The organism is Geobacillus genomosp. 3 (genome assembly GCF_000445995.2).
In the GTDB taxonomy this organism is placed as follows: Bacteria; Bacillota; Bacilli; order Bacillales; family Anoxybacillaceae; genus Geobacillus.
The window spans coordinates 2171661-2198598 of record NC_022080.4; the positions used below are offsets into that span (position 1 = coordinate 2171661).

General features: G+C 56.3%; 27 protein-coding genes, 1 pseudogene and 1 riboswitch. Of the genes and pseudogenes, 2 read left to right on the forward strand and 26 right to left on the reverse strand.

What is annotated here, in order from left to right; all coding sequences use genetic code 11:
* The first annotated feature begins 119 nt into the window (after positions 1–119).
* Together M493_RS10755 and serA are read left to right on the forward strand one after the other, a co-directional pair.
* Positions 120–623, forward strand: a complete 504-nt coding sequence (locus M493_RS10755) for an inorganic diphosphatase (RefSeq protein WP_020960367.1) — start codon at positions 120–122, stop codon at positions 621–623.
* Between the two features lie 227 nt (positions 624–850).
* Entirely contained in the window at positions 851–2425 is a 1575-nt protein-coding gene (gene serA / locus M493_RS10760) for a phosphoglycerate dehydrogenase (RefSeq protein ID WP_020960368.1), read from the forward strand.
* A gap of 59 nt (positions 2426–2484) precedes the next feature.
* On the opposite strand, the gene M493_RS10765 is transcribed toward serA, so the two are convergent.
* The 26 genes and pseudogenes from M493_RS10765 to M493_RS10880 form a co-directional block, all read right to left on the reverse strand.
* Positions 2485–3297, reverse strand: a complete 813-nt coding sequence (locus tag M493_RS10765; RefSeq protein ID WP_020960369.1) for a histidinol-phosphatase — start codon at positions 3295–3297, stop codon at positions 2485–2487.
* 307 nt (positions 3298–3604) lie between these two features.
* On the reverse strand, positions 3605–4723 hold the full coding sequence (locus tag M493_RS10770) for a GerMN domain-containing protein (protein WP_020960371.1): 1119 nt from the start codon (positions 4721–4723) through the stop codon (positions 3605–3607).
* On the reverse strand, positions 4701–5246 hold the full coding sequence (gene sigX, locus M493_RS10775) for an RNA polymerase sigma factor SigX (protein WP_020960372.1): 546 nt from the start codon (positions 5244–5246) through the stop codon (positions 4701–4703). The genes M493_RS10770 and sigX overlap by 23 nt, the downstream gene beginning before the upstream one ends.
* Before the next feature lie 459 nt (positions 5247–5705).
* Positions 5706–6422 (reverse strand): hypothetical protein, encoded by a 717-nt coding sequence (locus M493_RS10780; RefSeq protein ID WP_020960374.1) that lies wholly within the window; start codon positions 6420–6422, stop codon positions 5706–5708.
* Positions 6415–6903, reverse strand: coding sequence for an ECF transporter S component (locus M493_RS10785; RefSeq protein WP_020960375.1), 489 nt, complete (start codon positions 6901–6903; stop codon positions 6415–6417). The genes M493_RS10780 and M493_RS10785 overlap by 8 nt, the downstream gene beginning before the upstream one ends.
* Positions 6900–7478, reverse strand: coding sequence for a cob(I)yrinic acid a,c-diamide adenosyltransferase (locus M493_RS10790; RefSeq protein WP_020960376.1), 579 nt, complete (start codon positions 7476–7478; stop codon positions 6900–6902). Before M493_RS10790 ends, M493_RS10785 begins: the two co-directional genes overlap by 4 nt.
* Positions 7479–7492: 14 nt before the next feature.
* Complete coding sequence (locus M493_RS10795) at positions 7493–7909, reverse strand: bifunctional adenosylcobinamide kinase/adenosylcobinamide-phosphate guanylyltransferase (RefSeq protein ID WP_023817671.1); 417 nt, start codon at positions 7907–7909, stop codon at positions 7493–7495.
* A complete protein-coding gene (locus M493_RS10800; protein ID WP_023817673.1) occupies positions 7843–8493 on the reverse strand; it encodes a histidine phosphatase family protein in 651 nt (216 codons plus the stop codon). The genes M493_RS10795 and M493_RS10800 overlap by 67 nt, the downstream gene beginning before the upstream one ends.
* A complete protein-coding gene (cobS, locus tag M493_RS10805) occupies positions 8451–9236 on the reverse strand; it encodes an adenosylcobinamide-GDP ribazoletransferase (RefSeq protein ID WP_020960379.1) in 786 nt (261 codons plus the stop codon). Before cobS ends, M493_RS10800 begins: the two co-directional genes overlap by 43 nt.
* A complete protein-coding gene (locus M493_RS10810; protein ID WP_020960380.1) occupies positions 9233–9790 on the reverse strand; it encodes a bifunctional adenosylcobinamide kinase/adenosylcobinamide-phosphate guanylyltransferase in 558 nt (185 codons plus the stop codon). The genes cobS and M493_RS10810 overlap by 4 nt, the downstream gene beginning before the upstream one ends.
* Complete coding sequence (gene cobD / locus M493_RS10815) at positions 9787–10857, reverse strand: threonine-phosphate decarboxylase CobD (protein WP_020960381.1); 1071 nt, start codon at positions 10855–10857, stop codon at positions 9787–9789. Before cobD ends, M493_RS10810 begins: the two co-directional genes overlap by 4 nt.
* The gene (gene cbiB / locus M493_RS10820) at positions 10814–11785 is read right to left on the reverse strand and encodes an adenosylcobinamide-phosphate synthase CbiB (protein WP_041267949.1); all 972 of its coding nucleotides are present in this window, start codon (positions 11783–11785) and stop codon (positions 10814–10816) included. Before cbiB ends, cobD begins: the two co-directional genes overlap by 44 nt.
* Complete coding sequence (locus M493_RS10825) at positions 11782–13257, reverse strand: adenosylcobinamide amidohydrolase (protein ID WP_020960383.1); 1476 nt, start codon at positions 13255–13257, stop codon at positions 11782–11784. Before M493_RS10825 ends, cbiB begins: the two co-directional genes overlap by 4 nt.
* Positions 13254–14309, reverse strand: a complete 1056-nt coding sequence (locus tag M493_RS10830; RefSeq protein WP_041267774.1) for a FecCD family ABC transporter permease — start codon at positions 14307–14309, stop codon at positions 13254–13256. The genes M493_RS10825 and M493_RS10830 overlap by 4 nt, the downstream gene beginning before the upstream one ends.
* Positions 14275–15234, reverse strand: coding sequence for an ABC transporter substrate-binding protein (locus M493_RS10835; RefSeq protein ID WP_020960385.1), 960 nt, complete (start codon positions 15232–15234; stop codon positions 14275–14277). Before M493_RS10835 ends, M493_RS10830 begins: the two co-directional genes overlap by 35 nt.
* 137 nt (positions 15235–15371) lie before the next feature.
* A riboswitch (cobalamin riboswitch) is annotated at positions 15372–15571 on the reverse strand.
* 179 nt (positions 15572–15750) lie between these two features.
* Positions 15751–15885, reverse strand: coding sequence for a YvbH-like oligomerization domain-containing protein (locus M493_RS17740; protein ID WP_020960386.1), 135 nt, complete (start codon positions 15883–15885; stop codon positions 15751–15753).
* Between the two features lie 251 nt (positions 15886–16136).
* Positions 16137–16292 (reverse strand): annotated as a pseudogene (locus M493_RS18300) (acetamidase); the annotation flags it as partial.
* 9 nt (positions 16293–16301) lie between these two features.
* A complete protein-coding gene (locus M493_RS10840; RefSeq protein ID WP_020960388.1) occupies positions 16302–17219 on the reverse strand; it encodes a PEP phosphonomutase in 918 nt (305 codons plus the stop codon).
* A gap of 48 nt (positions 17220–17267) precedes the next feature.
* The gene (gene nagE, locus M493_RS10845) at positions 17268–18635 is read right to left on the reverse strand and encodes an N-acetylglucosamine-specific PTS transporter subunit IIBC (protein WP_020960389.1); all 1368 of its coding nucleotides are present in this window, start codon (positions 18633–18635) and stop codon (positions 17268–17270) included.
* 26 nt (positions 18636–18661) lie between these two features.
* Entirely contained in the window at positions 18662–19390 is a 729-nt protein-coding gene (locus M493_RS10850) for a GntR family transcriptional regulator (RefSeq protein WP_020960390.1), read from the reverse strand.
* The gene (gene nagB, locus M493_RS10855) at positions 19387–20142 is read right to left on the reverse strand and encodes a glucosamine-6-phosphate deaminase (protein ID WP_020960391.1); all 756 of its coding nucleotides are present in this window, start codon (positions 20140–20142) and stop codon (positions 19387–19389) included. Before nagB ends, M493_RS10850 begins: the two co-directional genes overlap by 4 nt.
* Complete coding sequence (gene nagA, locus M493_RS10860) at positions 20120–21352, reverse strand: N-acetylglucosamine-6-phosphate deacetylase (RefSeq protein WP_020960392.1); 1233 nt, start codon at positions 21350–21352, stop codon at positions 20120–20122. Before nagA ends, nagB begins: the two co-directional genes overlap by 23 nt.
* A gap of 117 nt (positions 21353–21469) precedes the next feature.
* A complete protein-coding gene (locus M493_RS10865; protein WP_020960393.1) occupies positions 21470–23263 on the reverse strand; it encodes an ATP-binding protein in 1794 nt (597 codons plus the stop codon).
* Positions 23263–23988, reverse strand: a complete 726-nt coding sequence (locus M493_RS10870) for a response regulator transcription factor (protein ID WP_020960394.1) — start codon at positions 23986–23988, stop codon at positions 23263–23265. Before M493_RS10870 ends, M493_RS10865 begins: the two co-directional genes overlap by 1 nt.
* 99 nt (positions 23989–24087) lie before the next feature.
* A complete protein-coding gene (gene ccsB, locus M493_RS10875; protein ID WP_041267950.1) occupies positions 24088–25275 on the reverse strand; it encodes a c-type cytochrome biogenesis protein CcsB in 1188 nt (395 codons plus the stop codon).
* Positions 25262–26926 (reverse strand): cytochrome c biogenesis protein ResB, encoded by a 1665-nt coding sequence (locus tag M493_RS10880; RefSeq protein WP_020960396.1) that lies wholly within the window; start codon positions 26924–26926, stop codon positions 25262–25264. The genes ccsB and M493_RS10880 overlap by 14 nt, the downstream gene beginning before the upstream one ends.
* Positions 26927–26938: the final 12 nt, after the last annotated feature.

Below are 26938 nucleotides of genomic sequence, written 5' to 3' on the forward strand. Positions count from 1 at the left end.
GCCATTCCATAAGTAGCGCATCCTGGGCGAACATGCTAAAATAAGATTGTCTTGTCCGCCGTCAGCCGGCGGACAAGTTTTCATGCATACATAACGAGCAAAAAAAGGAGGAACGGGTTATGGCATTCGAAAATAAAATTGTCGAAGCGTTTATCGAAATTCCAACCGGCAGCCAAAACAAATACGAGTTCGACAAAGAGCGGGGCATCTTCAAGCTCGACCGCGTCTTGTACTCGCCGATGTTTTATCCGGCTGAATACGGCTACTTGCAAAATACATTGGCGCTTGACGGCGATCCGCTCGACATTTTGGTCATTACGACGAACCCGACGTTCCCGGGCTGTGTCATCGATACGCGCGTTATCGGCTTTTTAAACATGATCGACAGCGGGGAGGAAGATGCGAAACTAATCGGCGTGCCGGTTGAAGATCCCCGCTTTGATGAAGTCCGCTCGATCGAAGACTTGCCGCAGCACAAACTGAAAGAGATCGCCCACTTCTTTGAACGTTATAAAGACTTGCAAGGCAAGCGGACGGAAATCGGCACATGGGAAGGGCCGGAAGCCGCCGCGAAACTGATTGAAGAGTGCATCGCCCGCTACAATGAGCAAAAAAATCAATAATTGACATTAGACACTCATCACCATCGAGACCGCAAACCTTGTTGATTTCCGAACTATCTCGCCCATATCTTTTGGTATGGGCGTTTTTCTTTTTCTAAACCCGAACATTCTTACACAAAAAAGCGCTTTCATTTGTATAACCTCTTCAGACCCCATTGACAGAACCCATTTTCGTATGTTAAATTATCAGAAATTTAACATCTCCGAAAAAGAAAGGGGCACCGACTGTGTTTCGCGTACTCGTTTCTGACGCCATTAGCGAAGAAGGCTTGGCGCCGTTGCGCACATCAGCGCATATTGACATCGTGCAGCAAAAAGTGAGTGAAGTGGAGGAACAATTGCATACGTTTGACGCCCTGCTTGTACGCAGCGCGACGAAAGTAACAGAAGAGCTATTGGAGAAAATGACGAACTTGAAAATTGTCGGCCGCGCCGGGGTTGGCGTCGACAACATCGATATTGACGCGGCAACAAAACGCGGCATTGTCGTCATTAATGCACCGAACGGCAATACGATTTCGGCTGCCGAACATACATTCGCGATGATGGCAGCGCTCGTCCGTCGCATTCCACAGGCGCACATTTCCGTCAAATCGCGGGAATGGAATCGTTCGGCGTTTGTCGGCAACGAGCTGCTCGGCAAAAAACTCGGCGTGATCGGCTTCGGCCGCATCGGATCGGAAGTCGCAAAGCGGGCGCGCGCGTTTGGCATGACCGTGCACGTCTACGACCCATTTTTGACAAAGGAGCGGGCGGAAAAACTCGGCGTCTCGATCCATTCGCTCGATGACGTGCTGGCTTCTGCCGACATCATCACCGTCCATACACCGTTGACGAAAGAAACAAGGGGCTTGCTTGGCACGGAAAATTTGGCGAAAACGAAAAAAGGAGTGTATTTAGTCAACTGCGCCCGCGGCGGCATCATCGACGAGCAGGCGCTCATTCCGTTTTTGGAAAACGGCCATGTCGCCGGCGTCGCCCTCGACGTCTTTGAACAAGAGCCGCCGGGCGACCATCCGCTTTTGGCGTTTGATAATGTCATCGTTACGCCGCATTTAGGGGCGTCGACGGTCGAAGCGCAGCTAAACGTCGCCACCCAAGTGGCCGAAGAGTTGCTCCACTTTTTCGAAGGGCAGCCGGTCACCTCGTCGATCAACTTGCCGGCTTTGTCGAAAGACGTCTATGAAAAAATTCAATCATTCTATCATTTAGGACGGAAACTCGGCTTAATCGCTTCGCAGTTTATGAACATCCCGGTGCAAGAGTTGTCCGTCACGTATGCTGGTACGGTCGCCGATTTGGAAACAACATACATCACCCGCAGCTTGCTAGCCGGCTTCTTGCAGCCGCGCGTCGCCTCTACCGTCAATGAGGTCAACGCCGCCATGGTTGCCAAAGAGCGCGGCATTACGTACGGTGAAAAATTTTCCGATGAAACGCATGGGTATGCGAACTCCATTTCGCTCACCGTCCATGGCGAGAACAAAACGTTCACGATCAAAGGAACGCACGTGCCGAACTACGGCGACCGCATCGTCCACTTTGACGGTGTCGCCATCGACTTCGCCCCGGAAGGCCATCTCCTTTACATTCAGCACCAAGACCGGCCTGGGATGATCGGCAAAGTCGGGAACGTGCTCGGGGCGCATGATATCAACATCGCGACGATGCAAGTCGGCCGGCAAGAAGCGGGTGGAAAGGCCATGATGATCCTCTCGCTTGACAAGCCGGTTGATGATGCCGTATTAAAAGCATTGACCCAAATTGCGGACATTGAAACCGTCAAACGGCTTGAGGCGTAATCATAAAAACGCAGGCTTCCTGTTTCGAAGCCTGCGTTTTCTCGTGATTATCGTTCCGTTCAGCCGAGCGGCACCGCTTTCCGCTCCCCTTTCGAGAACGTCATCAGCTCGGTGTAGCCGACGCTGCGGGCGAATTCGATCGCCTTGTCAAAGTCCGCACCGACATGTTCCGGCACGTGCGCGTCAGAGGAGAAGACGATAGGGATGCCTTTTTCATAGCACATTTTCAGCAAACGAGGATCCGGGTACAGCTCGCCGACCGGCTTGCGCAGTCCAGCCGTGCTGATTTCAACGCACGTTTTCGAATTGGCAAGCGCCGTCGTCGCCCGGTCGTATTGTTCGAGCAAAAATTCCTCATCTTCCGGGACATATTTAAAAATTTTCACCAAATCAAGGTGCCCGATAATATCAAATAAGTTCGATTCGGCTAGCGTCACGACTTGATCGAAATATTTGCGGTATGTATCGTACAAATCGCGCCGTTCCCACTCGCGGCGATATTCGACTAAATCGATGCCGAAATCGTCCACCCAATGAATGGAACCGATCACATAGTCAAAATCGTATGCGCGGATGAACGCCGCCATCTCTTCATGCTTGCCTGGCGTATAATCCATTTCGATCGACATTTTTACATCGATGCCGGCATCCCACGCTTCATGGAACAGCCGGACGTAGTCAGCCATATCGTAGCAGCGGCGCGCTTCCACCCATGGATTGGACAAAATGTTTTTTGTTTGGTAAAAATGATACGCGTGTTCGGAAATGCCGAAATGTCTAATCCCTTTTCTCGCTGCTTCGTCCGTAAACCGGCGCAAATAATCAAGCGTCAGCGTCCCCCGTTCGAGATGGTTATGGTAGTCGGTCAACATCTGCCCTTCTCCTCTCCTGATGTTTTCCTCATTATAACGCATCACCGCAAAAGAGGACAACCGTTTTGCGAATATTCATCCAATCATCCGCTAGCGCCAACAAGAAACAACAACCCGACACATACCGCCACACCGGCGACCGCCAAGAGCCTTCTCATGACATCGTCCATTCTTCACCCCTCCTTGCCTTCTTCATGCCATATATGTCTTATGTTAAAACGATGGCCGATAGAACAACACCGCGACAACATTAACAAAACTGTAACAAAATGCACGGCCGGAAAGCGGGCGAGGGCGGCACCGAACGCTATGGCCCGGCGGCTGTCAGCAGCCCGGCGTTCGGACCGGCCGGCACTTTGATCGCCTTCCCGAGCGGATACGGACCGATAGCCGAGCGGTCATTGGCCGCCAACGTCACCTCAAGCAAGCCGAACTCTTTCGCTGTCAATAAAATCGCTTCTGCCATGCGCGCTGCATCCGTTGTGTCAGGCGAGGCGGAAAAGCGAAGCGACACGGCGGCATACCGTCCGTTGACATCGACCCGCTCAACCTCCACTTCCGGTGGAATGGCCGGCTCAAGTCCGCGGCCGCCCGATTTTTTCATCCGCTGCACCGCCTCAGGAAACGAGCGGGCGTTGCTCGGGGCCGAGATGAGTACCGCATGGCCGAACGAAGAAAGGCGGTTTATATAATAAATTCGTTTTTGCTGATCCACTTTTGTCGTTTTAAGCTGTCCGGACGCCGACAGGTAAAGGCCTTCCTCCGCTCCGGTGAAAAAGCGGATGTTCTGCCCGCCCATCTGCCTCACTGTTTCCGCCACCGCCACTAAAAACAGCCGCTGCTCCTCGCGATCGGCAGTAAATATGCGATGGCGGGCCGGAACGTGCACCGCCCACACGCGCCCGTTGCCTGCTTCTGGCGCCATCGTGACGCCATCTAGCCATTTGGCTGCGCCCCGCAGCGCCGAGCGGCTGAGTTCATCCAGCGCTGCGGCCAGCCGTTCTCCCGGGGCAAAACGACCGAAAAGCGGGACGGCCACCGGTACAACCATGCCGATTTTCCGGTCAGGCAGGGCGATGACCGCTGTGCTTGCCGCTTCATTCGCCATGAGCGGCGCCACGTCAGCTGCCATCATCACTTCGGCGCGGGAAGAAGCGTCCTTCCTCTCCCATGTCTGGACAGCGGATGAAGAGGCTTCCTGTTTGTCTACCCGTTCTGGAATGATTAGACGGGAACCGGCAAACACAGTGACAATCAACACCGCCGCCGATGCGGCCGCCGGAAGCCAGCGTCGCCTCCAACGCGCGGCCCGCCGGGCGCGCTCCAGCCGCTCATAAACGTCCGCTTTCGCTCGGCGGTCTTTGACGACGGGCAACTGTCTAAGGCCGTGTTGGATGCATCGCTCATTCCAGTTGAGCTTTTTCATGTTGCCACCCCTCTCGTTCTTCCTCTTCCTCCATATATTGCTTCAGCGCTTTTAGCGCACGATGTTGCGTCGTCTTCACCTTGCTCTCTGTCCAGCCGAGCGCCGCCGCCGTTTCCGCGATCGACAGTGACTGGATGAACCGGAGGACGAGCACAAGCTGCTGATCAACCGTACAGCGCGCCAAACAGCGGTACATAAGTTGAATTTCCTCCTTTTGAATGGCGACCTCCTCCGGCATCGGTTCATCCGCACCGATCGATTCCGCACTCCATTCCGGCGGACCGGCCCATTTGCGCCGATGCTTTTGCCGGCGGAAAAAATCGATCGCCACATGGCGCGCAATGGACAGCAGCCACGTTTTTTCACTGCATTGCCCTTTAAACCGCTTATACGAACGCAGTACTTTCACATACACTTCTTGGACTAAATCTTCGGCATGCTCTCGATTCCGCACCATGTAAAACAAAAAATTAAACAAATCATCATGATATTTTTCATACAACTGTTCAAAGACGGGGTCCATCGTCTCTCCCCCTATTCTTTCCATGGACTGCAGCCAAAAAAAATCCCATTATCTTCATGATAACGGGTGAAAAGCGAAAAGGGAACTGTTTTTTCGGTGAACGACTCACCGGTTAGCGAACGCTTGAAGCGGGAGCTTCTCTATTCCACGACGAACGCAACCTTTCGTCTCCCTGAGCGCGACTTCGGGTCGTTCCGACTCTAGGCATCCGATGATTCGGGGTTCTTTCGCGCCTTGGATCTTTTCCACATGGAAGGCGCTGCCTAGTTTTTGCATCGGATGTTCTCCATGCACCCCCTTCATCTCCCGTTCACAAGGAACATGATCGATATGGATTGTATCATGCGTTTTGGCTGACGCCAGCCGACATTCCTCTCCCACCTACTGACCGGGTTACACCCTTCACGGTCCTTGAGGTGGGAGACTTCTTTCGGAAATTGCGTTAAAAACGACAGGCGGTTACAGCTCGGCAAACAGCGGAAAAAAAAGACGGCCAGCCCGTTTCCTTAACACTTGCTCTCCGGCCGGGTCATAGCTGATGAGCAAAGATGTCGCCGGACCACCGGAGACAAAGAGCGGCAGCGGGCACGCACAGGCGCGCCATTGGCGGCCATTGGCGGCCAACAGCTGTGTATATTCATAATAAATGCCTTTTGAACCAACCGGGATCAACTCATAAACATACGGCGAAGCGAGAAGTTCGGCAATCAGTGAAAGCGGCGCGATCCAATCCGGGTGCGCCAACACGGCCGGGCCGACGAGCGGGCGGCCGATGACAGCAAACTTGGCCTCTTCCGGCGTGATGCCCATTCGCTTTTGTCCGCTGGCCACCGTTCCAATCGCCGTCACCCCAAGCGCCGACTGCACGGTGGCAAAGTTCGATTCACTGCTGCCGGTGATCGGGAGGGCGAGCCCCAGCTCACTGCCCGCCCGTCCGATGCCGCGGCACAGCGCTTCCCAACATTCATCGGCGATAAAGTTTTGCAGCACCATCGCCTTCGCTTCCGCCCCCACGCTTACTAACTCCATCAAGGCGACGCGGGCGGCAAAATAGGCGGTCGTCTCGGCCGGAACAAAAACAGCGTCGCCCGGTTTGTCTCCTACTGCCGCTGAACCGTCGGCGGCAATCGCTAGTTCAACACTATCGGTGAGCGGGAGAAAGAGCACATCACGCATGCGGCGCTCTCACCCCTGCTTTCGCAGCCAAACGGGTGACAGACGGCATAACCGTCATTGCCACCAATACATTGACGGCAGCGGCCGCCGACAGCGGCGGAATGACCGCGATAACGAACGGCCAGCCGAACGGAATCACAAGCGGCAGCGGCGCCAGCAACACGTTGCCGGCAAAAAAGGCGGCAGCTCCCGCGAAGCGCCAGCCCCGCTCATACATCGCGGCAAACAAAGCGCCAAGCCCCGCCATTTCACAGGCGATAAGCCAATGGAACGGACCGAGCGGCCAGCCGCCGACATAGGCGGAAATGAAGTGGCCAAGCCCGGCGACCATTGCGCCGGCGCGCGGGCCGAGAACAGCAGCAGCGACGAGCGCCGGCGCGCTGTCTAACGCGATGCTGCCGACAAACGTCGGCAGCTTGATGAACGATCCGATGATAGAAAGCGCCAAACAAACAGCCAGCCAGGCAAAACGGCGGTTCATTGCTTCTCCTCCTTGTCGCGGAACACGATGGCGCTCCGCTCGTACTCGACATCGCCCACCCCCAGGCGGGCGTTCACGACACGCGCAGCAGCGAACAAATAATCCGATAAACGGTTCATGTATTTAAGCACGACATCATTGATCGGCTCCGCTTTTTGCAACGAAACGATGCACCGCTCCGCCCTTCTTGTCACCGTACGCGCCAAATGAAGCGCAGCCGCCGCCTTCGAGCCGCCCGGCAAAATGAACTTCTCAAGCGGCGGTGCTTCCTGCACGTACGCATCAATGCGCCCCTCTAAAAACGTGACCATCTCCTCGGTCGCTTTATACGGCAGCTTGCCGTTGACAATGGCCAAGTCGCCGCCGCAGTCAAACAGCTCGTGTTGGATTTTTTGCAGCTCAGCGCAAAGGTCGCGAAACCGCGCATCGTCTGCCAATAAAGCGAGCGCCCAACCGATGAACGAATTGGCCTCATCGATCGTTCCGTACGCCTCAACCCGCAAGTGGTCTTTGTCGACGCGTCCGCCGACTAAACTCGTTTTTCCTTGGTCCCCCGTTCGTGTATACAGCTTCATTCGTCCTCTCCCCCTTATTTTAATCGTTCCGCCAACCCGCACCAAAGCCGGTCGACGCAGCAGCACATGGCAACAAGCCGCTGGTAACATACCCCAACTGCATCGCGCCAACGCCGATCCTCCCGATCGGTAGGAACGACACCTTGCGTTACGTCGGTTCCGATCCAGACGACCGTGCGGCCGCCTGCTCCTTCCTCCCACTGCTTCCAAGCGCAGAAAAACCGCTCCCATTCCTCCGGATCCGGAAGGCGGCGAATGGCGGCTTCGAGCCCGTCCAAGACAACCGTTTTCGCCGTCTTGGCGCCATCCGGCCACCCGTATGGCTCTTGATAACCGTCATGCCATACTATATGAACGCCATCGCTTATTCCGTATCGTTCCCGCACCCATTTTCGTTTTCCTTGGAACGCACCGCCGACAACGAAATGCATCGCTCTCCCCCTTTCCAGCGCTCGATCGTCGATTCCAGCGTATACCCGCCGGAAAACGGCACCTTCCATTCCCAAAACGGACGAGAAACCGGCGCATATTGCTCGAGCACGAAACGGATCGGGCCGCTGTGGGTGACGATCGCCACATGACGGGCGCCCGTTCGCTCAGCCAACGCGATCGTCTCGGCGAGCGCCCGTTTGATGCGCGCTTGAAACGCGGCATAGCTCTCCCCGCCGGGCGGCGCCGTCGAAAATGGCGCTTCGAGCCATCGATTGTACGCACGATCTGTTTTAAGCTCGGTGAACGTTTTCCCTTCCCAGGCACCGAAAAAAAGCTCGCGCCATCCGTTCGTACACCAATCCGGCCCGCGGCTGCCAAACAGCAGGACCGCCGTTTCCCGGCAGCGGCGAAGATCGCTTGCCACGATGCGGTCAACCCGGCCCGGCCACTTGATCTGCAAACGGCGCAGCCTGCTATGTTCCGCAGCCGAAAGCGGCGCGTCCGTCCAGCCGATATATGCGTTGCGCCGATTCAGTTCCGTCATCCCATGACGGATGAGTGTAAGAGCCAAAGGACGCCCCATAGCACCGTCTCTCCTCCTTCGATGAGCGCGCCAAGCACATCGCCGGTTACGCCGCCAAACTGCTTTTCCGCCCACGGCTTTGCCGCAAGGGAACAAAGCGCCATCACCGCAGCCAGCGCCGCAACCGCCGCCGGCGGAACGCCCGCCGCCGGAAGAAGCAAAAGCACGAGGCACGCCAATCCGAGCGCCCATGCCGCGTCGCGCCATGAACTATATTCGCGCAGCGAAGCCGCCATTCCTGTCGGCTTCGCCAGCTTGCCGGCGGAAAGAAGCCAGACGGCCCCGGCCCTTGACAACAGCGGAATGGCGATAAACAGCGCAGCAGAAATGTTTGCTTTGATCGCTTCATACAAAAACAGCCATCGAAACGATAACAAACAAACGAGCGCCAACACAGCAAACGCGCCGACGCGCGAATCGGACATAATCTCTTGCCGCCGCTTGGCGTCACGGTACGAAAAAAAGGCGTCGCTTACATCCATAAAGCCGTCAGCGTGCATCCCGCCGGCAAGCCAAATGCCGAGCCAAAGAAGAAGAAGCGCCAAAAAGGGCGGCGCGCCGAGTGAAAACGCGGCACATAAAGCATATATTCCGGCAACCAGCGCGCCGAGCAGCGCCCCAGCCAGCGGCATCGTGCGCACAAGCCAGCGAACATGGGCAGCGCTCCATTCGATCGGCCGTCGGACCGGGATGATCGTAAACAGCTGCAGCGCCAGCAGCCATCCATTCCATGCCCGCTTCATTGCGGCCACCGTCCTTTCTTCACGCGAAGAAGGCCGCATTCGACCACGGCGGCCGTCGCCGCTTCCGCAACCAACTGTTGATGAAGCCAGCCGAGCGTTTTCATGTAGCGGAACGTGCCACAGTCATCCGGCACGCCGCCGGAAAACAGCTCATTGGACACAACGACAACAGCGCGGCACGCCGCCGCCCACATCCGCACTTGGTCGAGCAGGCGACGGGCGGCGGCAAATGCTCTTTCCTCCGTTTTCCATTCATCGCCGGCAAATAACGCGTTGGCCCACCACACAGTCAAGCAGTCAACAAGCACCACATCAGACGGACGAAGCGCCGCTGACAGCCGATCCGGCCCTTCCGGCGCTTCCCACACCGTCCAAGATGCCGCCATCGCCATCCGCCGCGCTTGATGACGGCGAATGCGCTCTTTCATTTCCGCATCGGTGGCCCGGGCGGTAGCGACATAATGAAGCGTCCCGCCAGCGGCAAGCCGGATGGCGCACGCCTCTGCCGCTTCACTTTTGCCGCTGCGCACCGCACCGCTCACAAACACGATCATCCATCCCACCTCTCAAGCGCCTCAAGCAGCCGGTCGTTTTCGGCCGGCGTTTTGACGGCAAGCCGGATGTAGCGGCCGTCAAGCCCCGGGAAATTCATCGTATGGCGCGGCACAATCCCTTCCTTCAACAAATGAAAAAACAGCGCTTCGGTCCGTCCTGAACGCGGGCGCAACAAATAAAAGTTCACGACCGATAATGAGACATCGTACCGCCCGGCCGGAAGCGACCGGAACACCCGCTCCCGCTCGGCGGCGATCCGCTCTCTCGTTTCGTCAACGAACGATGCCATCGGCAAAAAACGAAGCGCCAACTGTTGGGCGACTTGGCTCGCACTCCAAGGCGGCTGCCGTGTTTTCAGCGCGGAAATCACTTCCTCATCGGCGGCGACATAACCGAGGCGCACCCCGGCCAAATGGTGGATTTTCGTCAACGACCGGAGCACGATAAGGCGCGGATAGCGCCCCAGCCAGCGCATTGCCGTAAACCCGCCGCGCCAAAACGGATAAAACGCCTCATCCACCACGATATACGTACCGGCTTGATCCGCCGCATCAATGAATGACCGAAGTTCATGCTCCGGCATCACCGTTCCGGTCGGGTTGTTCGGATGGCATAAAAAAATGATGTCTTGGCTTGCCGCCCACGCCGTCGCTTCATCAATGTCATATGAGAAACCACATTCTTTCCTAGCCATAAACACGGCCACTTCGCAATCGTAGGTGAGGCAGGCGCGCCGGTATTCGGAAAACGTCGGTTCGAACACGCCGACCCGGCGGCCGGCAAACAGCGACGCCAATAAATAAATAGCTTCTGCCGCCCCGTTGGTGGGGAGCACTTGCCCTGGCCGAATCCGCTCCTGCCCGGCGACGAGCTCCCTGAGCGCCCGCGTTTCCGGATCCGGATACTCGCCGGCCCAGTGAGCCCACTTCTCATCGTCCGGCCAAGCCGACGGCGGCAACCGGTACGGGTTCGTATTGACACTGAAGTCAATATACTCATTTGGGGGCGTTATCCCGCACTGCTCATAGAGTGCGCGCGGATTCGCCCCATGCGCCGGCCAACGCAACGATCATCCCCCCGATCCATAGCAATAGCGTAAACATAAGCACCGTTCCAATCATGATGCGGGTCGCCTGGTGAATATGCGCGGCGCGAAGCGGGACGTCCGGGTCGCCGATCGTCGGCCGCCTTGAGACAACGCCGCCGTATGTATTCGTTCCGCCGAGCTGTACGCCAAGCAATGCCGCCATCCCGGCCTCGGGCCAGCCGCTGTTCGGGCTCGGATGGCGGCGGGCGTCGCGAAACAAAACCGCCAAAGAGCGGCGAAGCCGGCGGCCGCCATAGGCGAGCACCATCACGAGCGCCGTCAGCCGCGCCGGAATGTAGTTAAGCATATCATCGAGCCGGGCGGCCGCCCAGCCAAATTCACGATACGTTTCATTTTTATAGCCGACCATCGAATCGCACGTGTTTACTGCCCGGTACAGCAAGGCGAGCGGCGCGCCGCCCAAGGCCGCATAAAAGAGCGGCGCGGTAACACCGTCACTCGTATTTTCCGCCACCGTCTCCACGCAGGCGCGGGCGATGCCGGCTTCATCAAGCCGCTCGGTGTCGCGGCCGACGATCATCGACAACGCACGCCGCGCCGACAGGAGATCGCCCGCTTCGAGCGGCCGGCGCACATCTTCCGCCGCCTCCGCCAAACTTTTCGGCGCAATGGCAGTAAAAATGAGCACTGCCTCGACTGCCACTCCAACATACATCGATAAGGCGTAGCTAGCCTGGACAACGGCCGCCGAGAGTCCATAGACGATCACGAGCACCGCTGCCACGGCCGCCGCTCCTTTCAGGCGGCGGCCATTTCCACCGTTCCAGCGCCGGTCAAAATAGGCGATCAACCATCCCATCCCGCGCACCGGATGCGGCAGCCAGCGCGGATCGCCCATGAGGGCATCAAGACACAACGCCAACGTTAATGCAGCCAAATGGGTCACCGCCGTTTCCCCCGCTTCTCCCAACGGTCAAGCGCCTCAACCGTCGCCTCATACACAAGCCGGCCGATCTCCCGCCCAAGCTCCGTTGCCGTTCCGGCATAAGCAAAGACCCGACCAGTTTGCGTGGCCGCCACCGCCACCGAGTCGGTCGATGTTCCAGTGGCGATCGTTCCCGTTTCCCGATCGCCAATCAAACGGTCAGCAAGCGCTTTTGTCTTCGCTTCTGTCGCCGTCATGACCGCCTGAACGAACGCCGCCTCGGTCAGCGTGCCATCGATGACAATGATGAGATTGATCGTCCCCGGCTTGACCGCGAGCGGCTGATGCTGCCAAGCGCGGGCGGCGTCGACCGCATTGCCGACGCCGGCTGTCGCCAAAACCGAAACAGAAAAGGCTTCCCCGTTTTCTCGACGCCAGACGGCATCGCGCACATCGACCGCCGTCATCATCCCGACCGTCCGGGCGACGGGAAACCGATGCCGTTCCAAATAACGCCGCATTTCCTCTTCCGCGTCACGGCAATCATAGTCGAGGCCGACATGACGGTTGACGAAATGGGTCGCCCATTGAAACCCGGCGCCCACGAGCGCTGAAGACAAGACGCGCAGCGGTTGGCGGGCGGCAAGAACAACCGCGTCATCGAGAAATGACGGGCGCAGCCCGCCGGTGAGCAATGTCTCCTCGCACTTGTGTTGCGGCACAAACGAAAACACTGGCTTGGCCGCCGCCGGATGGGCCTGGCGCACGACCGGGACGGCAAACACTTCATTCAGCAACCCCGGCGTCATGACGTCCGCCGGTGCACCGAGCGCAGCGGTTTTCCCCTCTTTTAAAACGAGCACCCGGTCGCAATATAAACTGGCAACACTCATATCGTGAAAGACAGCGACAACTGTCAAACCGCGCGCGTGTGCGGCTCGGGCGAGTTGGTTCAGAAGCCGGACTTGGCCGCTCATATCCATATGGTTCGTCGGCTCATCCAACAAAAGCAGCTGCGGCTCTTGGGCGAGCGCGCGGGCCAAATAGGCGCGCTGCCGCTCGCCGCCGCTCAACCGCTCAAGCGGCTCATCGATTTTGCCGGCCAAGCCGACAGCGGCAAGCGCCTGTTGAACCGCGGTTTCGTCCTCGGTCGTCCACGTCGGAAACAAGCCATGCTGATGGGCGTAGCGTCCGAGTGCCACCATCTCTTTCACCGTATAGCCGTGCGCCGTTTCCACTGTTTGCGGCAGGACGGCGGCCAACCGCGCCCATTGTTTCGCCGAAAGCGCCATCAGCGGTCGGCCATCGATGACGATCTCCCCGCTTGTCAGCGGCAACTCTTTGCTGATGAGTTTGAGCAATGTCGTCTTCCCGCTGCCGTTCGGCCCTAAAATGCCGAATATTTCGCCCTTTTCCACGGAAAACGTCACGCCGTCAAGCACTTGTTTCTGTCCATACCGATGCGATATGGCACGCACGTCGAGCATCGTCATCCCATCTTTCGTTTCGTTTTTCGAAAAAATAGGGCGGCAAACAGCGGGGCCCCGATCAGCGATGTAATGACGCCAATCGGCAGTTCACGCGGCTCGATGATCGTCCGCGCCGCCACATCGGCGAGCACAAGAAACGACCCGCCGTACAAGAGCGACAGCGGCAAGAGCACCCGGTAATTCGGTCCGCATACAAGCCGGACCATGTGCGGAACGACAAGTCCGACAAAGCCGATCGTTCCCGACACCGACACCGCCGCGCCGGTGAGCAGCGCGGCCGCCGTCAAAATGATGATTTTGCGGCGCACGACATCGACGCCGACATGAAGCGCCGCCGCCTCGCCAAACGCAAAGGCGTTCAACTCGCGGCCGTTGGCGATGAGCACTGTCGCCCCTACGAGAAAAAACGGCAACAGCAGTCCGCTGTACTTCCAGCCGCGCATCGCCACGCTCCCCATCAGCCAGGAGATGATTTGCCGCAGTTCTTCTCCCGTCAACGCGATCATGAGCGAAATGAAGGCACTGAAAAACGCTCCGAAAATAATGCCGGCTAAAATGATCGTCTCAACCGACATTTGCCGCTCAACGGCGCGGGTGAACGCCAACACAGCGGCCAGCGTCGCCATGCCGCATAAGATGCTCACGATCGGCAGCGTAAACGTGCCGAACAACGGCCATTGCCAACCGAGAAAAATAACGAGCACGGCCCCGACGGACGCGCCGGATGAGACGCCAAGCGTATACGGGTCGGCGAGCGCGTTTTTTAACAGCCCTTGAAACGCTGCACCGGCCAGCGCCAATGACGCTCCGACCAAAAAGGCGAGCACGACGCGCGGCAGACGGATCGCCATCACGATCGGCACCCAATCGGCCGGAATGTGATGCGGAAGCCCCATTCCGAACCATTCCGCCGCCAAAATGCGGACGATAGAAGAAAAGGGAATCGACAGCGACCCGGTCGATATCCCTACGAGCAGTGAAAAGACAGCCGCGGTAGCAGCCGCGATATACATCCACGTTTTACTTGAACACATCCGGGTAAATGGCTTTGGCAAGTTCCTCGACTCCTTCGACAAGACGCGGACCCGGCCGGCTCACTAGGTCGGTGTTGACATCATATACCCGCTTGTTTTTCACCGCCGGCACATCTTTCCAGGCGGCACGATTGAGCACTTGTTCAGCTCCGCCGTATGTGGTGATGATGACATCCGGCTTATAGGCGACCGCCTGTTCTTCCGTCACCATCGGCCAACCTTCCAAGCTGCCGGCAACGTTTTTCGCCGAAATCACCTGAAGCATCTCGTCCATAAACGTTCCTTTGCCGGTTGTATAAAGTTGCGGCGGCGGTGACACTTCAATCCAGACGTTCGCCTGTTTGTCTGCCGGAATTTGTTTCGCCTTCTCCTTAACTTGTGCAAGCTTCGTCTTCATGTCATTGATGACTTCCTCCGCCTTGTCGACCGTTCCGGTCGCCTTGCCGATCAGGTCAATCGCTGCATACACATCATCAAACGACGCCGCGTTATTGACAACGAGCACCGTAATGCCGGCGTCTTTCAATTGCTGCAGGCCGTCCTTCGCGTTATGGGCGCTTGATGCATGGGCCAAGACAAGGTCCGGTTTCAGTGAAATAATTTTTTCGACGTTAAATTCCATCCCACCGATTTTCGTTTTCGTTTTGACGTCTTCCGGATAATTGTCAAAATCGCTGACGCCGACAACCTTTTCGCCCAGCCCCAAGGCATAGGCGATTTCCGTATTGCTTGGGATGAGTGAGACGATTTTTTGCGGTTCCGCTTTGATCGTCACTTCTTCCCCAAGTCCGTCTTTCACCGTCACCGGAAACGCGGCCTGTTCCGTTTTCGGCTCCTCTTTTTTCGCCGGCTGGGCGTTGCTTTCCGTTCCGCTGCTGCAGCCGACAAGCATAACGGCCAAAAGGATGAGCACAGCCAACGCCGTTGGCCATTTCCAACGCTTCATCAGTCGTTCCTCCTTTGAGTGATGTATGTACAATAAAAAACGCCCATTCCGTCCGATCGGGAAATGAGCGTGAAACGGCCTAAAAAGGCGCAAAAAACCTGTCAGCCGTTTCCGCGTCTCACCCCCCGAAGATTCGGAAACTGTTGCGCAGGCAAGGCAGGTCTACTGACTCATGCTTCATCCTACTCTGAACCCTTCCCATACGGCGAACAGCCGAAGCCATCCGTCCATACAGTGGCGCTTTCATTTCGTCCGCATTGACAGTTGCGGGGACAGTTCCGGATTCCCACCGGATTCCCTATTAAGCCTTCGCGGCACCTTGCTGCGAATTGATTAAGTTATCGGATATGGACATTTTTATATTAAAACAGCGCTTGCCGTTTGACAACTATTTTTATAGAAACCTAGCAGCTGACTCTCCAAAACAGCGTTCCCAGCCAAGCGGCCGCCTGACCGCCATGGGAAAAGGCGTCCCGCCTCTATGCAAGACGCCTTCCTGACTGTCAGCTCCATTCGTCACTGTTGAATATATTTGTCAAACACAAAACCGAAATCTTTGACCGTATAGTTCATTTTCGCTTCCGTCAGCCATTGAAAGACGTATTCATTCACGGTCTTAAAATCTGCCGGCACATTGGCGCCGCCGCGCATGACCGCTTGCCATCACTCCGCAGACAAACGATCGTTGCAGCGCCCTCTATGTATCATTACGTCCCCATAGACGAAAAGTTTCATAGTTGCTAAAAATCATGGCCTAACGCCTCGATGCTAGCGTCAGGCCATATGGATCGTGATCAATCTCGCCCCGAAAGTAGTCTTTGCTGGAGAACTGTCACTTTTGCCTATAACCAAGCTACCCGACTGATGTCTTCGTTTCAAGTTGTGCCATCGCCGTTTCCTCCTCAATCCTCGAACAGGCGGATGCCATACGCCTCAAGCACAAAGCGCGGCACAAAGAAGCGCGCCGTAACGAGCGGGTCGACGACTTGGCTGATTTGCGTCTGGCCGGCGGCGCTAGGCACCATCGTCAAATGATTAAGCATCAACGGAGCATGCGGCCGTCTCTGCTATCTCAACGGCGACCTCGCCATCCGGATGTACGTATGACGCTTGCCGCGAATCGCGATCGAATACGCCATAATGTTCTCTGGAACAGCGATGCCATGATAGCCAGCGTCGCCGATATGGTGCAGATCCGCCCCGGCCATTTTGCCGGCGAGCGCAATTTGGCGGATTGTGTGTTCATCGGCTCCTTCTTGGCTCGTACCGATCGTTAACATCACAAGCGCCCCATGTTCATGGGCCACCCGAACAAGCTGCTCCGTTTTGGCTAACGTCACTCCCGGCACCGTTCCGGGGGCCGGCATCAAAACGACATCCGCCCCGGCGTGAATAAACCGGACAACGACTTCTTCAGATATAATGCCTCCTCCTACTTCATTGGCTACACCAGCTGCGTGCATTTTCCCGGCAATAATCAGAACATCGTCGCCTAAAACGGAGCGCGCCGTTTCGATCGCTTTTATAATCCCCTCATTTGTCACGCCTGTTTTCGGGTTCCCCGTTAAGCAAACAAAGTCAATTCCCAGGCGCCCCGCCTGTTGCAATGATTCGGTCGTTGCCATCCTTCCTTTCGGCAGCACCGTCAACTGTTCGAGCTGTTCTGCGTTTGGATCCACCGGCTCTAAATTGATGCCGACGGGGCGTCCTGTCAATTGTTTCAAACGTTCCACGATTTGATTCGGTTCATTCACATCCAACCCGTTCACAACCGGCTGGAATACATCGAACAGATTCAACAACAGCAAATCCGCCCCAAACGCCGCCGCCAATTCGGCGTTTGTGACCGCCGGGTACAGCGGCGCGTATTCACCGATGACTTCCGCAACGATCACTCTCCCCTCTGACGCCTGGATGGACTGTTTTAACTGTTTTCCTGTCATCCGACGAAAATCCGAGGCACTGCAATCCAACAGCCGCTTCACCGGAGCACATCCTTTCTAGCGTCCTAAAAAGAACGACTTGTTGTTGTTTCATTGTCTTCTCATGGCATTGGCCAAAAATTCGACATCCGTGCCAATAATCACTTGCAAGTCCGTCTGGTTGAGGCGAAGAACTCCTTTCGCTCCCAAACGCTTCAATTCTGTTTCATTGACTTTTGCCATGTCTTTTACTTTTAGGCGCAAGCGTGTCACACAGTTGTCAATTTGCGTAAGATTTTCTTTTCCTCCCAGCGCCTTAATATACTTCACCGCGAGCTCTTCGTATTTGACGCCCGACTTTGCCGCACCGCTGTCGGCAAACTCGCCCTCTACCTCATCTTCACGGCCCGGCGTTTTCAAATCGAGCTTTGTAATAAGGAAATAGAAGACAAGGAAATAGACAACGGCATACACAAGTCCTTGAATGAGCAACAAATACGGCTTTTGCGCAATGCCGTAGTTTAAGAAAAAGTCGATCGCCCCGGCCGAGAACGTAAACCCGTGGCGGATATCAAGCATCGTCGCCACCGCCAGCGACAGCCCGGTCAGCACGGCATGGACGACGTACAGCAATGGCGACAAAAACATGAAGAGAAATTCAATCGGCTCTGTAATCCCCGTTAAAAACGACGTCAATGCCACACCAAGAAGCGCGCCCGCCACTGCCTTGCGCCGCTCTTTTTTCGCTGCGGCAATCATCGCCAGCGCCGCTGCCGGGAGGCCGAACATCATCACCGGGAAAAAGCCGGCCATGAAAATGCCCGCATCGGGGTCGCCGGCGAAAAAGCGGCTTAAATCGCCCGTTTTCCCGTTATACTCGCCAAACACAAACCAAACGAAGCTGTTTAATACATGGTGCAATCCGACCGGAATGAGCAACCGGTTGAGGAACCCGAAAATGCCGACGCCAACCGCACCGGCGCCAACGATCCAATGGCCGACCGCGTTGATGCCATCTTGAATCGGCGGCCAAATGTAGCCGAAAACGAGAGCGAGAACGAGCATAACAAGCGATGTCACGATCGGCACAAACCGCCGGCCGCCGAAGAAACCAAGCCAATCCGGCAGCTTGATATCATGGTAACGGTTGTATAAAAGCCCGGCGATCACCCCGGAGATGATGCCGCCCAACACGGACATATTGATGTCTTTATCAATCGCCGCGGCGCCTTTCGTCAACACAAAATAGCCGATCGCTCCGGCCAGTGCCGCCGCACCGTTGCCGTCCTTTGAAAAACCGATGGCCACACCGATGGCAAAAATGAGCGCTAAATTGGAAAACACCGCATCGCCTGCGGCGGCGATAAATGGCACGTTCAATAAATCAGGCTGGCCGAGCCGGAGCAACAGCCCCGCCGCCGGCAATACGGCAATCGGCAACATTAATGCTTTTCCTAAACGCTGTAAAAATCCTAACATAAGGAATCTATTCCTCCTCTTTTTTACTATTTTCGCCGCTCCATTTCAACCGTGAACTTGTATCGATCCCCGCGATACACCGATTTGACGACTTCAACCGGCCGGCCATCGGCGAGGCACGTGCGCCGCTCAAGCAGCAGCACGGGCGCTCCTTCTTTGATCTGCAAGCATTCCGCTTCCAGTTGGCGCGCGACCGACGCTTCAAGCGCCTGAACCGCTGTGCCGATTGAAAGCCCGAGCGTTTTTTCAATAAATTCATAGACGGAACCGCTTACAACATCACGCGTCAGTCCGGGGACGAGATTGACCGGAATGTACAGCGTCTCCAACGCCATCGGCGCCCCGTCGGCCAGGCGGAGGCGGCGGATTTCGTAAAGAGGGGCGCCTTCGCTGACGCTAAGCCATGCTGCCAGCGTCAAAGAGGCGGGGATCGTTTCAAAGCCAAGAACAACGGTGCCCGGCTCCATGCCGCGCGCCCGCATATCTTCCGAAAAACTCGTCAGCCCTTTGAGCGGCTGCTCGATTTTGTTCGCAGCGACAAACGTCCCTTTTCCGCGCCGGCGGATGAGATAGCCATCGTTCACCAAATTGTTGACCGCCTGCCTTACCGTCATCCGGCTGATGGCATGCATTTCGGCCAGTTCGCGCTCGGACGGAATCATCTCCCCCGGCCGCCATTCTCCCTTTTCGATCTTTTCTTTCATATATTGCTCGAGCTGATAGTAAATCGGAATTGGCGATTGTTTATCGATCATGGCGCATCCACCCGCCGCTTTTCCTTCGGAATGAGCGTGAGCGCCGCCTGGTCGGCAATGATGGTGACGTCCGGATGAAGGTGAAGCGCTGAAGCCGGCAGTTCGGGCGATACGATGCCTTCAACCAGCCGGGCGATCGCCTCTGCTTTTGCCGCTCCCGACGCCAACAGCACGATGCGGCGGCTTCGCAAAATGGTAGCGATTCCCATCGTAATCGCCTGGCGCGGCACCGCATCAAGCGACGGGAAAAAACGGGCGTTCGCCTCGCGCGTGGAAGCGGCGAGCTTGACGACGTGGGTGGCGGATGAAAACGGCGTCCCTGGCTCGTTAAAGCCGATATGGCCGTTGCGGCCGATGCCCAAAAGCTGCAAGTCGATGCCGCCCAATTCGTCGATGAGCCGCTCATAGCGGCGGCATTCTTCATCAAGATCAGCGGCCAACCCATTCGGCACATGCGTCTGATGAAGCGGGATGTCAAGCTTTGAAAACAAATGCTCATTCATATAATGGCGATAGCTGTTCGGATGATCCGGGCCAAGGCCTACGTATTCATCCAAATTGACCGTACGCACGAGCCGATACGATGTCCCATGTTGCCGGTGATCGGCGGCCAATTGACGGTACACGCCGAGCATCGTTGAGCCCGTCGCCAAGCCAAGGACGGCGTCGGCCTTTTCCCTGACCTGTCCAGTGATGATTTCTGCCGCCCGGCGGCTCATGTCGGCGTAATCAGCTGTTTCGATGAGCTTCATGGCCGTTCCCCCCTGTTCCTAGCCTTTCTGTTCCGATTGGCTTGCTGTAGGCAAGCACACCGCGGCAAAACGTCATGATCACTTCGTATTGTTCGTTCAAGATGACAAGGTCGGCATCTTTGCCCGGATGCAAACTTCCTTTCCGGTCAGACACACGGAGCTGCTTAGCCGGATTCCAGCTCGCCATGCGGATGACCTCTTCGAGCGTGCAGCCGGTATAGTCGAGCACATGGCGAATGGCCTCGCCAAGCTTGAGTACGCTTCCCGCCAGCGTGCCGTCGGCAAGCCGGGCCTCCCCGCCGCGGACGGACACTTCCTGGCCGCCGAGATCGTATTGCCCGTCGCCAAGACATTTGGCGCGCATCGCATCGGTGATTAATATGAGTCCCTCGCTTCCTTTATTCCGGTAAGCGAAACGAACCATTGGCGGCGCGACGTGCAGCCCGTCGGCGATCAGTTCGCACATGACTTCCTCATGCATGAGCACTCCGCCGGCCACGCCCGGCTCGCGGTGGTGAATGCCGCGCATCCCGTTAAATAAATGAGTAGCGTGCGTCACCCCGGCGGCGATGGCCGCTTTCACTTCTTCGTAGACGGCATCGGAATGGCCGATCGAAGCGATCACCCCCGTTTCCTTTAAATAGGCGGTGAGCGCAAGCCCCTCGTCCCGCTCCGGGGCAAGCGTCACAAGGCGAATGTGTCCGCCGGCTGCTTCTTGCCAGCGCTGAAACAGCGAAACGTCAGGGTCGACGAGATGGCGCGGGTGTTGCGCCCCGGCGCGCTTCGGCGACAAAAACGGCCCTTCCAAATGAACGCCGAGCACCTCCGCCGCCCCCGGGCGATTCGCCTCAGCCATATAACGGGCGACATTTCGAAGCGCCGCTTCAATTTGTTCACTTGGCGCCGTCATTGTCGTCGCCAGGAAACTTGTCGTCCCTTCCGCCGGCAAGGTGTTGGCCATCGTGTGAAGCGCCGCCGGCGTTGCATCCATCACATCGGCCCCCGCCGCCCCATGGATATGAACGTCAATGAAACCAGGCACGACAGCAAACTGCGGGGAAAGCTCGACCACTTTCGCATCGATATCGGTTGGGCATAACGACATCGGACCGATGTCGGCCACTTTCTCTCCTGCGATCAGCACATACCCTTGTTCGATTTTCCCCGTTTCCGCATACACTGTAGCGTTTTTCAGCAGCCACCGTTTCATGGCCATCTCTCCTTCCACCTTGATCATAACATCATATATTCTAGTTGTCTATACCAGTTAAACAAACGTCGCCGTAAAAAAAGAGGGAAACGGTCAACCGCCCCCCTTTGCGCAACGTCAAGTTCCTTTCGGCCCGCGGGCCGGCAAATAAAGCGAAAACGTCGTTCCTTCGTTCTGCTTGCTGTGAACGGTAATGAGCCCTTTATGCGCTTCGACGATGTTTTTGGCGATGGCAAGTCCTAATCCGGTGCCGGAGCGGCCGCGCGTGCGCGCTTTATCCGCTTTGTAAAACCGCTCGAACACAAACGGCAAGTCTTCTTCCGGGATGCCGGAGCCCGAGTCCTGAACGTGGATCGTCACGCCGTCGCCGCTCCGTTCGGCAATCAGCCGGACGGAGCCGCCTGTTTCCGTATGACGGATGGCGTTGTCAATTAAATTGGTCAATACTTGCTCAATCCGATCCGGGTCAAACGCGATGTCCATGTCGCCATCGCGAAGTTCAGCCGCCAACTCGATCCCTTTTTCTCTCGCCAACCCGTGAAACTTGCGGATCACCCGCTCAATGTAAGGAGCGAGCTTCACCTGTTCATAGTGCAGCTCAATATGGCCGGCCTCCATGCGGGCAAGATCGAGCAAATCGTTAACAAGGCGGCCCATGCGCAACGATTCGTCGTAAATAACTTTCGCCATTTCTTTTTTCTCTTCTTCGCTCGCTGCGATGTCATCGATGATCGCCTCGCTGTAGCCTTGCAGCATGGCGATCGGCGTGCGCAGTTCATGGGAAACGTTGGCGATAAAATCTTTGCGCAATTTGTCAAGCCGCCGCTCCTCAGTCATGTCGCGCAAGACGGCAACCGCGCCGCGCACCGTCGTTTTGCCGTACAACGGCGTCATTAAAATGACCCACGTCCGCCCTTGCAGCGTCACTTCGATCGATTGCTCCTTCTCCTCGCGGACGACGCGGGCGAACAGTTCTTTCACTTGCGGCGGCAGCGGCGCCATGGCCTCGACATCGTTTCCTTGTTCAAAGTACCACGCCTGCAAAAATCGCTCAGCCGGCGGGTTCGTAATCAAAATTTCCCCGTCGCGGTTGAACGTAATGACACCGTCGGCCATGCTGCTTAAAATGCTGGCGAGCTGTTCTTTCTCTTGGTTCAACGCGTTGATGTTAAATTGGAGCCGCCTTCCCATTTGGTTGAACGCCATCGCCAACCCCCCGATTTCATCGTTCGTTAAAATCGGCACTTTCGTGTCAAAATGGCCGCGCGCCACTTCAAACGCAGCTTGGCGCATTTTCCGGAGCGGGGCGGTGATGCGCGTCGATAAGAAGAAAGCGAAAAACGTCGTCATAATAATGGCGATAAAGGCGGCGAGAAAAATGAGCTCTTTCGTATGCTCCGTCGCGTCAGCGATCGCTTCGAGCGACTGGTAAATGAAAACGGCGCCGCGGCTGCCGTCCGGCATCGACATCGGCACGCCAACGATAATCATGTCGTAAGGCAGCTCTTCATTTTGTTGCCACTCCGGCGCGTACAGGCGTTTTTTCACCGTCGTCTGATCGGTGAGGACGCGCCGCAAGTCGGCATCTTGGCGGATGAACGACAGCGGCACGTCATGCAGGTCAGCACCATCGGGTGAATACCAATAGTGCGACTCGTCAGCGACGATAACTGCCTTCGAGCGGTTGTCAACGAGCGTCCAGGCGATCGAACGGGCGAGCTGTTCATCGCGGTAATCGTGCATCACATCCGCCACTTTTGTCGCCAGGCGGGTTAAATCGTTCTCTGCCTCTTGGACATAGTAATCCTCGAAAAATTTAATGAGCAAAATCGTTAGAATAAAGAGAACACATGCCACAAGCAGCAAAATCGTAAACCAAAGCTTGCCGACGACACTGCGAAACAGCCACATCAGTCGCTCACTGCCTCAAACTTGTAGCCGACGCCCCAGACGGTGACGATCATTTTCCCGGCTTGCGCCGACGCCTTGTTCAGCTTTTCGCGCAGCCGTTTAATATGGGTGTCCACTGTGCGCAAATCGCCGAAAAACTCATAATGCCAGACTTCTTTCAGCAGCTGCTCGCGGTCAAACACTTTGTCCGGCGAGCGGGCTAAAAAGAGAAGCAACTCGTATTCTTTCGGCGTCAAGCTTACTTCTTGGCCGTCAACCGTCACCCGGTGGGCGTCGTTGTCAATCGTCAAGTGCGGAAACACGAGCACGTCTTTCGCTGTCGTCTCCGCCGGCACGTAAGCGGCATTGGCCGCGCGGCGCAGCAGCGCTTTGACGCGCAAGACGACTTCGCGCGGACTGAACGGCTTGACGATATAGTCGTCCGTGCCGACTTCAAATCCTTGAACGCGGTTCGACTCCTCACCTTTGGCCGTCAGCATAATGATCGGCGTCGTTTTTTGCTCGCGAATTTCTTTGCAGACGTCAATGCCGTCTTTACCCGGCAGCATCAAATCCAGCAAAATGACATCGTAGTCGTTGGTCAACGCCTTCTCGAGCGCTTCATTTCCATCACCGGCTTCATCAATGACATAATGTTCCCGTTCCAAATACATTTTCAACAGCCGACGGATGCGCTCCTCATCATCCACCACCAAAATATGAACCGGCTTTTCTTGCTTCTCCATGCCAAAACACCCTCCTTCATCAGCTAGAAACAGTCCCCCCATTTTCTAGTTTACTGAAAAAACGGATGCCCGCCAATAGGGCATCCGTTTGCCTTGCGCTTACATTCCGGCGTACGAGTGCAGCCCCGCGATGACGAGGTTGACCGCCACTAAGTTGAACATGATGATGGCAAAGCCGATGACGGCAAGCCATGCCGACTTTTCCCCATGCCACCCTTTTGACAGCCGGAGGTGCAAAAAAGCGGCGTAAAACAGCCACGTAATGAGCGCCCATACTTCTTTCGGATCCCAGCCCCAAAAGCGCGTCCAGGCGATTTGCGCCCAAATCATGGCGAAAATGAGCGCCCCAAGCGTAAACACCGGAAACCCGATCGCCACCGCCCGGTAGCCGATTTCATCGGTCAAATCCAAGTTGACGTTTTTCACAAGCGGCTTGAGCGCGGCGGCGATGCGCTTGCGCAATAGAAGACGAAGAGCGGCATACAGCACCGCGCCCGCCATGAGCGACCAAATGACCGTGTTCAGCTTTTTCGCGTTAATGATCGCCGGCATCTCAACAAGCGGCGTCAATCGGTCTGCGCTTTCTTCCATCAGCTTCCCTTCGTGCGGCCCGACAAGCGCCGGCATATGGTACTCGACTTCAGCCGGCTGGCCGTTTTTATCAACCCATGCAAACTTCGCCTCATACCCGGAAAGCCCGAACGACGTCGAGACGATGACAAAGCCGAGCGTCGCCACGAGGCAAAACATGACGACTTCCAGCCAAAACGTGCGCTTGGACGGCTTCGACTGATCGACAACGCGAATCAAGTAAATTAACCCGGCGACAAAGCTGATCGCCAAAATCGCCTCCCCGGCGGCCGCCGTTGTCACGTGAATGTGCAGCCAGTCGCTTTGCAAAGCGGGAATGAGCGGCGAAATCTCACGCGGAAACATGCTCGCATAGGCGATGATCAGCAACGCAACCGGAAGCGCAAACAGGCCGAGTACGCTCAACCGGTAAATGAAATAAACGATGATAAAAGCGGCGACAAGCATCATGCCAAAAAACGTCGTAAACTCGAACAAGTTGCTCACCGGAGCATGCCCGGCAGCGATCCAGCGCGTCACAAAATAACCGACCTGGGTGAGAAAGCCGATGATCGTCACGGCAATGCCAAGCTGCGACCAGCGGTCCTTTCCTTGCCGTTCCTTCCGTTTATCGCGAATGGCACCGCCAAAAAGAAACGTGCCGATCAAATATAACACAAACGAAATATAGAGCAATGTGCTGCTAAGCTGTGCCATGTCCATGAGCTTGTCCCTCCTGTCCGGCTTGTTTTCCTTCTTCGAGCCGATCGGCCGGCATCGTTAAGCCGGTGCCGTCAAGCAGGCGGCGCAGCTCGTTTTTCAGGCCGAACCAGTTTTTATTCGTATGGGCGGCGATCCATAGTTCGCCGTTTACCCGCTGCACCCAAACGCGGCGGTGGTTCCAATACATTCCTTGAATCAATCCGATCATGAAAATCGCGCCGCCCACCCCTAAAATCCAAAGCGTGAAATCACGGCGGACGGTTAAGCCGGAGACGTTGCGCGTCTCCAGTCCGGCAAACGCCATTTTGTATTTGTTGTCGCCAAACGGTTCGATCGTTTGCTGAATGGCAACGAAACTGACTTCCCCTTCCGGCCGGTCCGGCGCATACATTTTAAAGACGAATGCCGGGTTGTTCGGCACGCGCGATTTCGTCGACGGATTGCCGTCTTCGTCAAACTCAAAGTCAGGAAAATAGCTTAATAGTTCGACGCGGTAACCTTGTCCAAGATCGTATGATTCTTTCGGATCGTACAAATCTATCGTCACCGTACCGAACGTTTTGCCCGATGATTTGTCGGCCAGCTCAAACGACATCGACTTCGGTTCGTTCAGCCGGAAATCGACTTGATAGAGTGCGTAATGATTGAATTTCAACGGTTCATTGACACGAATCGGGTATTCTTTCACTTTTTCAAGCTCCGGCTTGGCGCCGGCGACCGCCGGGTCGACACGCTTATACAAGACGACATTCGTCTGGTAGTTTTCCGCAATCATTCCATTTCCGACGCGGTCGATGGCGGCGTTGAACACCTCGTTATCCTCGCCTTTTTTGTACGTATCAAAAATAAACTTTTCGCTTTTTAGAAAATATTGACCGTCAGTCCCGGGAATTTCTTTCGTTTCCCCTTCGCGAATCCACATCACTTCATCAATGTACATGCCCGGCACCGAGCGGAGCATCGCCCCGATTAAAAAAATGATCAAGCCGACATGATTCACATACGGCCCCCAGCGGGAAAAGCGCCCTTTTTCGGCCAACAGATGGCCGCCTTCTTCCCGGACGCGGTAACGCTGCCCGGCAAGCCGCTCCTTCAGCACAGCAACCGCTTTGTCCATATCGCTGACGCGCGAAACGCCAAACAGCCGCTGCCGCTCCAAAAAGTGCGGATGGCGCTTCACCCCTTGCCGTTTCAAGGCGCGGTAAAGCGGCACGACGCGGTCCAAGCTGCAAATGACGAGTGAGACGCCGATCAAGGCGATGAGCAAAATGTACCACCACGAGCCGTATAAATTGTTAAAGCCGAGCTCGTAATATAGTTTTCCCGCCCAGCCGTACTGCTCTTCGTAATAATCGGCCGGATTGGCGTTGGGCGGGATGTACATTTCTTGCGGAAAAATCGTGCCGATCGCCGAGGCGATGAGTGTGATGACGATGAGCGCCACTCCGACTTTGACCGACGAAAAAAACGCCCAAATTTGATCGACGATCGTTCGCTTGTACGTTTGTGACCGGCGCGCGCTCCCTTCGTAGCGCATGTCTAAAAGCGGTTTCTCTCCCTGCTCCTCAAGCGGCTTGCCGCACGACTCGCAAAACGCTGTGCCGTGCGGGTTAACGTGGCCGCATTCGCATTTCACGTGTTCCATCGCGCAAAACTC